The sequence below is a fragment of the Streptomyces sp. NPDC050145 genome (assembly GCF_044460245.1).
Lineage (GTDB): Bacteria > Actinomycetota > Actinomycetes > Streptomycetales > Streptomycetaceae > Streptomyces.
The window spans coordinates 70,689-81,071 of sequence record NZ_JBITJS010000029.1 but is presented as its reverse complement, the minus strand read 5'-3'; the positions used below and the strand labels follow the sequence as shown (position 1 = coordinate 81,071).

At 69.5% G+C, this 10,383-nt stretch carries 9 protein-coding genes; 2 read left to right on the top strand and 7 right to left on the bottom strand.

Annotated features, from left to right (window positions below; all coding sequences use genetic code 11):
• Positions 1–270 precede the first annotated feature (270 nt).
• Entirely contained in the window at positions 271–459 is a 189-nt protein-coding gene (locus tag ACIBTU_RS37635) for an acyl-CoA carboxylase epsilon subunit (RefSeq protein WP_399131252.1), read from the bottom strand.
• Positions 460–741: 282 nt separating this feature from the next.
• Between ACIBTU_RS37635 and ACIBTU_RS37630 the strand changes: the two genes are divergently transcribed.
• Entirely contained in the window at positions 742–1,740 is a 999-nt protein-coding gene (locus tag ACIBTU_RS37630) for a ScbA/BarX family gamma-butyrolactone biosynthesis protein (RefSeq protein ID WP_399131251.1), read from the top strand.
• A gap of 269 nt (positions 1,741–2,009) precedes the next feature.
• Here the strand turns inward: ACIBTU_RS37630 and ACIBTU_RS37625 are convergent, their stop codons facing one another.
• Positions 2,010–2,654, bottom strand: a complete 645-nt coding sequence (locus ACIBTU_RS37625) for a ScbR family autoregulator-binding transcription factor (RefSeq protein ID WP_399131250.1) — start codon at positions 2,652–2,654, stop codon at positions 2,010–2,012.
• A 302-nt stretch (positions 2,655–2,956) separates the two neighbouring features.
• Positions 2,957–3,688, bottom strand: coding sequence for an HAD family hydrolase (locus tag ACIBTU_RS37620; protein WP_399131249.1), 732 nt, complete (start codon positions 3,686–3,688; stop codon positions 2,957–2,959).
• 236 nt (positions 3,689–3,924) lie between these two features.
• Here ACIBTU_RS37620 and ACIBTU_RS37615 point away from each other — a divergent pair, with 236 nt between their 5' ends.
• Complete coding sequence (locus tag ACIBTU_RS37615; RefSeq protein WP_399131248.1) at positions 3,925–4,689, top strand: SDR family oxidoreductase; 765 nt, start codon at positions 3,925–3,927, stop codon at positions 4,687–4,689.
• Between the two features lie 152 nt (positions 4,690–4,841).
• Here the strand turns inward: ACIBTU_RS37615 and ACIBTU_RS37610 are convergent, their stop codons facing one another.
• The 4 genes from ACIBTU_RS37610 to ACIBTU_RS37595 form a co-directional block, all read right to left on the bottom strand.
• Positions 4,842–6,263 (bottom strand): phage/plasmid primase, P4 family, encoded by a 1,422-nt coding sequence (locus tag ACIBTU_RS37610; protein WP_399131247.1) that lies wholly within the window; start codon positions 6,261–6,263, stop codon positions 4,842–4,844.
• Between the two features lie 477 nt (positions 6,264–6,740).
• On the bottom strand, positions 6,741–7,142 hold the full coding sequence (locus tag ACIBTU_RS37605; protein ID WP_399131245.1) for a DUF6009 family protein: 402 nt from the start codon (positions 7,140–7,142) through the stop codon (positions 6,741–6,743).
• Positions 7,139–8,659 carry a phage/plasmid primase, P4 family gene (locus ACIBTU_RS37600; protein ID WP_399131244.1) on the bottom strand — a complete coding sequence of 507 codons (1,521 nt, stop codon included), beginning with the start codon at positions 8,657–8,659 and terminating at the stop codon, positions 7,139–7,141. Before ACIBTU_RS37600 ends, ACIBTU_RS37605 begins: the two co-directional genes overlap by 4 nt.
• Positions 8,656–9,771 carry a bifunctional DNA primase/polymerase gene (locus ACIBTU_RS37595; RefSeq protein WP_399131243.1) on the bottom strand — a complete coding sequence of 372 codons (1,116 nt, stop codon included), beginning with the start codon at positions 9,769–9,771 and terminating at the stop codon, positions 8,656–8,658. Before ACIBTU_RS37595 ends, ACIBTU_RS37600 begins: the two co-directional genes overlap by 4 nt.
• Positions 9,772–10,383: the final 612 nt, after the last annotated feature.

Here is a 10,383-nt window from a genome sequence, read left to right as displayed (position 1 = left end):
TCCCCTTGGCGTGCTGCGCCTCGGTCGCCTTCTCGCTGGGGCCGGCCAGAGCCTGCTCACGGATCGCGTGCAGCTCCGCCACACGCCCACGCGCGCCGGACGCCGCCACCTCCGCCCCTGCGGGGGCGGCAGCAGTCGTCATCGTCATCTGGTCCCTCCCTGGGGGACGAGGCCGAGGAGAAGTCCCACCTCGGGTACACGGAACACTTTAACAAACCGCCTATGCGGTTTACATAGAGGTGCGAAAACGCCTTCTGCAACCCGCCGATCTCACCGCCAACTACCGGGCGCGACGTAGCCCTCCGGCCGCTTCCAGCGGGCCCGATCAGCCTCCGACCGCGTCCCGCGCCCTTCCGCACCGTCGCCCCGCATCGCCAGGAACACCGCCGCCAGGGCGGCCAGCTCCTCGTCGCGGGCCCGGCCGCGGGTCACGCGCAATACGACATCCATGCCGCTCATCCGGCCAATCCCCCTTCGGTCAACCAGGAGTAAAGGGTCGACCGAGCCACTAAAGAAGCGCTATGGGGCTGCTGGAGAAACGCTCCGGCCCACGCTCGACGCCCGGGCCTGCAGCCCGGAGCGGCCACCATGACCGCGGGCCGGCAGGGCGGAACAAGTCGCTCCGCATATCGCGCGACCGGAACCGCTCGCACCGCTAGAAATTAAACCGGGTGGTATGTATCTTTACTCACCTGAGCACCACACCTCACTTCACGCCGACACAGCTCAGGGGGACCAAGCATGTCTTCGAGCACGTTCCGGGTCGAACGCCTCATACGCGGTGGACACCAGCAGGAGGGCAACACCATGGCGCCGACTCTGACCGCCTCTGCCGTGCCTGGCCGCCCGGCCGCGGTCACCACCGTCCCGAAGGAACTCGTGCACCGGGCCAACGCCGTCGAGGTGTGGCTGACGGACTGGCACCGGGCCGACGATCTCAACTTCACCGTGACCGCCCGGCTTCCGCAGCATCACGGCTTCTTCACCGCCGTCGACGGATGTCATGACCCGCTCATGGTCGCTGAAACGATCCGGCAGGCGGGGATCCTCCTGGCGCACGCCGAGTTCGAGGTGCCGCTCGGCCACCAGTTCCTGATGTGGGACCTCACGGTCGACATCGCACCGGAACACCTGGCCGTCGGCACCGCGCCGGCCGACGTCGAGATCGAGGTCACCTGCACGGACGTCAAGCGCCGGGGGGTGAATCTCGCGGGGATGCACTACGCCGCGGTGATCCGCCGCGACGGGCAGGTGGCCGCGACCGGTGCGGCGACCTTCACCTGCGCCTCACCTGCGGTGTACCGCCGCCTGCGTGCGAACAGCATCGGCGACGACGTCCCGGCGCCCCTCCCCCTGACGAGCCCGCTGGCACCTCAGGACGTGGGCCGGATCTCGCCGACCGACGTCGTCCTGTCCCCCGCCCAGAAGAAGGACTCCTGGCAGCTCCGGGTCGACACCCGGCACCCGATCCTCTTCGATCACCCCGTCGACCACGTGCCCGGCATGCTGCTCCTGGAGGCGGCCCGCCAGGCCAGTGCGGCGTTCCTCGGCCACCCGTGTCTCCCTGTCGGCATCACCGGCGAGTTCTCCCGGTACGCGGAGCTCGACGCCCGCTGCACGATCGAGGTGTGCGGCCTTCCCGAGGACCCACACGGCAGGAATCGCGTTCTTGTGACGGGCCATCAGGACGATCTCCAGGTGTTCAGCGCCGTCGTGACCACCGTGCCCGCCGAGGACTGATCCGGGTCGCCGAAGCGGGTCTCCCGCACACGCGGCACGGCAAGGCCGGGGCTCTCCGGTGTCGCCCACGTTCCAGGTGGGCGACGCCCGCGAGCCCCGGCCTTGCCGTGCCTTGCCGTGCCTTGCCTTGCCGCGGAACGCGACCGGCCACGATGCCGCACGAAACCGGACTGGCCGCCCCGATCCTCCGGCCTGATGCCCGCACACACCTGTGCGCCCGCGGCACGGTGACCGCGGGCGCACAGGTGTGTGAAGCGTCTGCGTCCTGCTCAGGTCGACGCGGACACGAGGCCGGCCTCGGCGACCAGCCGAGCCCCCCGGTCCGGTTCCGCGTCCAGCTGCATCAGCACGGCGGGCGAGGCGATGGCGGGCAACAGGTGCTTCAGGAGAACCGAGACCCGGCCCTCGACGTCGGCCAGTTCCGTCTCCAACTGGGCGTAGAGCTGCACGCCGTTGAACGCGCTGACCACCATCTCGGCGATGTCCCGCGGCACGATGTGCGACATGGTCTCGCCCCGCTGACGGGCCTCCGTGAGGATCTCCGTCAGCATGTCCACCCACAGGGGCCAGGCGCTCCGATAGTGCCGACGGCCGATCGGGTCGGAGGACAGCCTCGCGCCGGCCCTCAGCACCGGATCGCGCACCAGCTGGTGGGCCACCGCCATGCAGACGTCCACCATCTCCTGGAGCTTGACCTCCTGCGGGGGCAGCTTCAGGTCCGTCTGGACCTCCAGAACGCCCTGGGCCAGCGCTTCCTTGGAGTCGAAGTGGAAGTACAGCGCGCCCTTGGTGACCCCTGCCGCCTTGAGGATGTCCGCGACGGTCGCCGCGGTGTAGCCGTGCTCGGCAAAAACGGTCGCTGCTGCTTCCAGTACGGTGCGGCGGGTCATGACCGCTCGTTGCTGCTGGGCCATGGACCTCTCCTCGTTCTCCACCGCTCCATCGCGGAGCGCTGTGCTACTCCAATAAAAAACCGCGCAGAAGGTACCCTACTTGCTCGCTCCGGGAATACGCCAGCGGCAGGCGCCACCGTTCGAGGATTGCCCGACAGCCCGCAATCGGCGAACGGCAGTGGTCAGACATGCCGTTTCGACTCCCCGCACCTCTGCTTCCGGGCCGGTGGGGGGCCCAAACCTCCTGGTCGAAGCCTGAGAGCGACGACGTGAAAACCATCCGGAATGCCGATTTCCGAATGTAAGCGGCGGGGCCGCACGCTTCAGAGGCCTGCCGCCACCCGGGTCGCGCCCACCGCCGACAGAGTTCCCTCCGGCCACAGGCGGCCGTCCGCAGCCTCGGCATCGAGAGTGTGCAGCAGTTCCGCGTCCACCGCGTCGAGCGAGTCGATCACGTGGCGTGCTCCGGCCTCCCGCATCAGGTCCCGCTGGAAGCTGTGCTCGAAGTCCGTCGGATGCCCGACGAAGGCGGCCCCGAGCCCCCGGGCGACCTCCGCCACCCGTGCCACGTCGTCGATGAAGAGCACCTGATCGCACCGGAGCCCGAACACGTCCTCGGCTATCTCCCGGAGTCCGGGCCGGAACGCGTCGGTGCACACATAGCGAGGCTCGTCGAAGTACTGGGCGCAGGATCCCAGATGGCGGTCGAAGTGGGACCGCTCCAGTCCGCCGTAGCAGACGAGCGGAACCCCGGCGACGACCCGAAGCCGCTCCAGCATGTCCACCGCACCGTCGAGCAGCCGTACCGGGTGCTCCCGAAGGTACTTCTCCCGCTCGCGGAAGTACGCGGCCACGACCTCGACGGGCTCCTCCCCCGGGCCGGCCAGGACCGCGCCCGCCCGGAGCTGGGGCTGCGAGAACACCGCACGCTCCAGCCCGGCGGTGTAGGCGCCCCCGCGGGAGACCACGAACCGGTGGATGACCGGGCTGAACGTGTCGTTGAGCAGTACGCCGTCGATGTTCACGGCGATCAGACGCAGATGCCGGAGGGACATGGAGACCGCCTAGCGTCGAGGCCGCACAGGTCGGACCGCGCGGCACTTGAGGGAGGAGGGAGTCGTGAAGGCCCGCACGGAACCGCCACGGGATCATCGCAACGCGACAATAAACCGGACGCCCGGTTTTTTCAACGGCGCTGAGGTGTTCCTTTCGAGGGAGGCTCCAGGGAGACTTGACCCGAGATCCACTGATCCCGCATCGGGCACACCAGGGGAAAACGGGGGGCTACGCCATGGAGACGCTCAAGGGGAGAACCGCGCTGGTCACGGGCGCGGGCCGGGGCATCGGGCGGGCGATCGCCCGCCGCCTGGCCGCGGATGGAGCGCTCGTCGCCGTGCACTACGCCAGCGACGACACATCCGCTCGCGCGACCGTCGAACAGATCCACGCCACCGGGGGCCGCGCCTTCGCCATGCGTGCCCCGCTCGGGGAACCCGACGACGTCGCGACCCTGTACGAGGTCTTCGACGCCGGCCTCGGCGAGCTGGGCGAGCCGTCGGGGCTGGATGTCCTGGTCAACAACGCCGGCTTCAACGTCCGGGGTGAGGTGTCCGATGTGACGCCCCACGACTTCGACCGGCTCATGGCCGTGCACGCCAAGGCGCCCCTGTTCCTGGTGCAGCAGGGCCTGCCGCGCTTCCGGGAAGGCGGCCGGATCGTCAACATCAGTTCGGCGAGCACCCGGGTGGCGATGCCCACTTCCCTCGCCTACTCGATGGCCAAGGCCGCGCTCGAGGCGCTCACCCGCACCCTCGCGAAAGATCTGGGGCCCCGTCAGATCACGGTGAACTCGGTGGCGCCGGGCTTCGTCAAGACGGACCTCAACAAGCGGCGCTGGTCCACGCCCGAGGGCGAGGCCGCTCACGCCGGGCTCTCGGTGTTCGGCCGCATGGGCCGGACCGCGGATGTCGCGGACATCGTGGCCTTCCTCGCTTCGGACGACTCCCGCTGGGTCACCGGCCAGTGCATCGACGCCTCGGGCGGCACCGGACTGTGACCCCGAAGCGGCACCGGCGGCCACAGCTTTCCTGAGTTCGCCCGGCCCGCGAAGCGACTCTGCGACCGGGCCGCAGCCGGCAGGTGTCCACGGCCGCGTCACCACGGGAGTGGTGACGCGGCCTCCCGCACGACAGGCCGCACTCCGGCACCTCAGGCCGACTGCTCGCAGACCGTGAGGGCCAGACCCGGGTAGTACTTGCGCTGGTTGGAGCGGATCATCGCGCGGGACGACGTCAGCCCGAGCACCTCACGCGCCCTGGCGGCGAAGGCACGGGAGGAGACGGGCAGCACACCCTCGTGCCCGCACCACTGCCGGTAGGCGACGTAGAGGCCGGCCTGTTCGGCCCTCGACGCGGGGTCCAGGGCGCAGGACTCGCTCAGGAACCGTCCGGTGTGATCCTCGGTGTCCGCGTACGCGGTGGTGGCGATCCGTACCCGCTCGGGCCCGGTGAGGTCCTTCTCCCCGCCCAGATAACGGCGCGCCCCGTCGATCAGCCAGCCCAGAATTCCCGGGCCTTCCTCCGTGACGAGGATGTCCGCGAGGTTGTCGATCCTCCGCTCGTCCGAAACGACCCGTTCGAACGGAATCAGCCGCATACGCCGCCAGAACGCGAACCCGCCGGTGCCCACCTCGGGCCGGTGGTTGCCCAGGAGCCAGAGCTTGTGGGTGGGCCGGAAGCTGAAGAAGTCCTGCCGCATCCGCCGCGCCTTGATCCGGTCACCGCCCGTCAGGAGCTTCACCCGCGCCTCGTCGAACCGGTCTCCCGGTTTGATCTCGTGACACACGACAATCCTGCGCCCGTGGAGCTCGGCGAGGTCGGTGGGGTGGCCCTCGTAGGGGCGCGACATGAGGAAGCCGGGCGGGGCCGCGTCCGCGTAGTCCCCCATCAGCTTCATCACCACGTCGAGGAGGACGGACTTGCCGTTCTTGCCGGCGCCGAACAGGAACGGCAGCACCTGACCGCCGACGTCACCGGTGACGGAGTAGCCCAGCATCAGCTGCAGGAAGCTGATCATCTCGCGGCCCTCGGCGTCGTCGCCGAAGGTGTCGTCGAGGAAGCGGTCCCACAGCGGCGTCGGCACGGATGCCGGGGCCACCTGCGTGGAGCGGGAGTGGAAGTCGTGGTCCGGGTCGGGCGTACGGACCACCCCGGTGCGCAGATCGACGATGCCGCCGGGCGTGCACAGGGCGTACGGATCACCGTCCAGCTGCGCCGCGTTGAGCACCATGCCGGGCGCGGTCCTGGCCTGGGCGAGCATGGCGTTCATGCCGATGGTGCTCAGGGCCCGGCGCCGGTGCTCGTGCAGTTCCTGCGCGGTGAACCGGCCGCGCGGGTCGCGGTCGGCGAGTGCCTCCGCGAGATCTCCCGCCGCCCATAACACCGTGTCGTCCTGATCGGCGTGCCAGCGGTCGCCGCTCCAGCGGTACCAGCCGAGTTCCGGCACGTACCGGAACTCACGCGCATGGGTCCCCACGAACAGCTTCGCGCTGCCGCGGTCGGTCAACGTCTCGGGGAGCGGGCCCGCGCCGCGGCGGGCCGCGTCGATCAGCGCGTGATGCCCGTTGCTCATACCTGACCCACGGCAGTAACAGCGTGATCAGACGCCATGTGCACCCCCCGTGCAGCGATCAAATACCCAACGGCTCGGACACATTAGCGAAGCAGGAGAAACGCAGGAGTCTCATGGGGAAAGCTTGACGATGCGTAGGGCGACATCGCGACAGTCGCTGCCTCACGCTCGCCGACCGTCGAGCAGGCGACTTCCGGCCATCCCGCTCCCCCACGAAGATGCAGGTCAGCGACGCGCACGTCTTGCTCACAGCGACCGAAGCGACTCAGGGCGCATAGATGTACCGCGCACGCTCACATCAAGGGACGCCCGCCACTCCCCCGGCCACACCTTCGGTCGCTGCCGGCCCATCCCCCCGAAGATGCCCCTGACCTGCGCTTTCACCCGCGCAAGACCACAACCACCGGCATATGCAGCGACTCAAGCGACTCTGTATCAGGATTGCAGCCACGACGCGCGCACGACGCGCGCGCCTGCTCAGAGCGGCAGCTGCGTCCCGATCTCGCGCATGGCGGCGGACGGCGGCCCGCCCTCCGACCGCTCGGTCTTGTAGCCCTTGACGCGGGCGGCGATGGTCCCGGGGTCGACGGCCTCGGCGGGTGCGCCGGTGGCGTAGAGGCCCTCGGGGTCGGTGTCGCGGTCGTGCGGGAGCAGCCAGAAGACGCGGCGGCGGAAGGTGCCCGAGGAGCGGGAGGCCTTCGCCTTGGGGCCGAGGACCGCGTAGCCGACCATGCGGCCGTCGCGGTGGTAGGCGGGCTTGCCGCGCCGGCTGGAGAGCCGGTCCAGGCTCTGACGTACGTAGTCGAGGGAGCTGACGTCCTCGAGCCAGACCAGCTCCTGCTCGTGGCTGATCTCGTCCTCGGTGATCAGGGAGCTCATGCGGTGGCTTCCCTCTCCTCGTCAGTGAGCAGTCCGATGCCCGGGTAGTACTTGCGCTGGTTGGACAGGATCATCTCCTTGGGCGAGGCGAGTCCGGCCAGTTCGCGGGCGCGTGCCGCGAACGCGCGAGAGGACATGGCGGGCGCCCCCTCATTGTGGCACCACGTCTTGTACGCGGCGTAGAGTCCCGCCTGCTCGGCGCGGAGTTCGGGAGCGAGGCTGCAGCACTCCTCGAAGAAACGTCCGGTGTGGTCCTCGGTCTCGGCGTACGCGGTGGTGGCGATCCGCACCCGCTCGGGCCCGGTGAGGTCCTTCTCCCCGCCCAGGTAGCGGCGCGCTCCGTCGATCAGCCAGCCGAGAATTCCGGGGCCTTCCTCGGTGACGAGGATGTCGGCGAGGTTGTCGATCTTCCGCTCGTCGGAGACGACGCGTTCGAACGGAATCAGCCGCATGCGGCGCCAGAACGCGAAGCCGCCGGTGCCGACCTCGGGGCGGTGGTTGCCGAGCAGCCAGAGCTTGTGGGTGGGCTGGAAGCTGAAGAAGTCCTGCCGCATCCGCCGCGCCTTGATGCGGTCACCGCCGGTGAGGAGCTTGACCCGGGCCTCGTCGAACTTGTCGCCGTGCTTGACCTCGCTGCACACGATGACGCGGCGGCCGTGGAGCTCGGCGAGGTCGGTGGGGTGGCCCTCGTAGGGGCGTGACATGAGGAAGCCGGGCGGGGCCGCGTCCGCGTAGTCGCCGAGGAGCTTCATGAGGACGTCGAGGAGGACGGACTTGCCGTTCTTGCCGGCGCCGAACAGGAACGGCAGCACCTGACCGCCGACGTCACCGGTGACGGAGTAGCCCAGCATCAGCTGCAGGAAGTCGATCATCTCGCGGCCCTCGGCGTCGTCGCCGAAGGTGTCGCTGAGGAACCGGTTCCAGCGCGGAGGGTTGCCGTGGTGCGGGCCGACGCTCGTGGAGCGGGAGTGGAAGTCCTTGTCCGGGTCGGGCGTCTTGATCAGGCCGGTGCGCAGGTCGACGATGCCGTCCGGGGTGCACAGGGCGTACGGATCGGCGTCCAGGCGGGCGGCGTTGAGCACGATGCCGGGCGCCGACTTGGCCTGGGTGAGCATCGCATTGATGCCGGTCGTGGACAGGGCGCGGCGGCGGTGCTGCTGGAGGGCGGTGGTCGTGAACACGCCCCGCGCGTCGTGCGCGGCGATGTTCTCGGCCAGGTCACCGGCGGCCCACAGGACGGTGTCGTCCTCGTCGATCTGCCAGCGGGTCGTGTCCCAGCGGTACCAGCCGATGCCCGGGACGTGCCGGTAGTCGTTGGCGTAGAGCTTCACGAACAGCTTGGCGTTGCCTCGGTCGGTGAGGGTGTCGGGCAGCAGCCCGGCGGCAGTCGCCTCGGTGCTCGCGGTGGGGGAACCATCGGCCTGGGCGGGCAGGGGCACGCCTCCCTGGTTGCGGATCTGGGCGGCGACGGCTGCGGGGTCGAAATCGAAGAGGGTCTCGTTGCCGGGAGACGTCACGAGCGTCCTCCAGCGGCGTAGAGGGGCTTCAGGAGGCCTGCGGCGAGGCCGCTGGCAATGATCTGCTCGGAGCGCCTCTCCTGCCCTGGACGGGCCGCTGAGGCGGTTTCCCGCAGGGCCCGTTCGGCTTCCTCGCGGGACAGCCGCTCGGCCGCGACGAGACCGCCCAGGGTGAACGCGGCCCGGTTGAGGACGTCGGAGAAGCCCGCACCCTCGGAGACCTGCCCGCAGGCGGCGACCGGGGCCAGCACCGAGGTGAGCGTGCTGCCCGTACGGGCGCGGCCTCCCCCGGCGGCGAGCACGGCCTGCTGCGCCCGCGGCGGTACGGGCCGGGGCGCGGGGATGTTGGCCGCGGGCAGGTGCCCGGTGCGCTCGAGCTCCTGGGCCAGCCACAGCGGCAGCGGAGCGGGCTCCCTGGTCTCGCCGACGGCCGTGTAGGTGCCCGCGTGCGTGGTGGTGCCCGGAGCGATGATGTAGCCCCCGTGGGCGCGGACGTCGACCTGCCAGGCGAGGGCGCGTCCGGTGCTGGAGCCGGTGGAGCACTGCCAGCGGCGGTTGTCCTCGGCCCGGTACCAGACGTGCAGGCCGCCCGACGGCGTGCGCACGCGCAGGGTGCCGGTGTCCTCGGCAGGGCTCTGGTGGCCCCGTAGAGCGGCGAGCACGCCCAGCGAGTGGAATCCGGTCGCCAGGCCCGTCAGGTCCACGTGGTCGGCGATCGGGATGCCCGGCAGGATCCGGTCCCGGCTCGGGGCGGGTGCCGGGTGGGCGTCGATGTCGATCACGACCAGGCCGGCCGGACCGCAGGCGACGCCGACCCCGAAGTCCGGGTGCTGCGTCCACCACTGCTGGATGCGGCGCTGGTCGAGCGTGGCGGCGTGGAACCCGTGGCACCAGCGACCCAGCGACAGACAGGCGCAGTCCGCGGGCACGTGGGCGGAGTTCCGGCAGTTCTCGCAGTTGCCCGCGGGGGTCTTGCGTCCGGGAGCCAGCGGATGGACCGGCCAGCCCCGGCGGGCGCACCAGCGGGCAGTGGCCCACGGCAGCTCGGACACTGAGGGATCAGAGACGAACCGGCGTGAGTCGCTGCGCGGAGAACGCAGCTCAGAAGGCATCCACATCCCCTATCAGCGACCGAAGCGACTCAACGACGGACACAGACTAGCGAACGTCCCCGGTCAGGCCGTGGAGCACAGGCAAAGAGCCGCCCTCGGCCGTGTCGGTGGGCCCCTTTTCGGGGCATCTCCGCACCGTCAGCGACTGAAGAAACACGCGCAGCGACTGAAGCTCTTCGGTCGCTGTTTCAGTCGCTTCAGAAAACCGCAGGTCAGAGCCCTGGAAAACCCAAAACAGCGACTGAAGCGACTCAAGGCCTCTATATATGACGCACACACGCGCACGCTAGCTTCCTGATATACCCGGATGTTGAGTCGCTTCAGTCGCTATCTCGCGCCCGCCCCTTGTCTGAGCTGGGCTTTCTTCCAGCGACTGAACAGCGACCGAAGAGTCGCTCAGTAGCTGTTCTTCAGTCGCTGTCCCCGAAAACGCCCTCGGAGGGCAGCGACTGAAGCTCCGCAGCGACTCAAGAGCGACTCAAGGGCAGCGACTGAAGGACTCGGAACAGCGACCGAAGGCAGCGACTGTAGAAACGCTAGTGAAAAACAGCTAGCACTGGACGACGACCTCGCCCCGGCCGCTGCTTCTGCTGTGCTCGCTTTTGTGGTTCT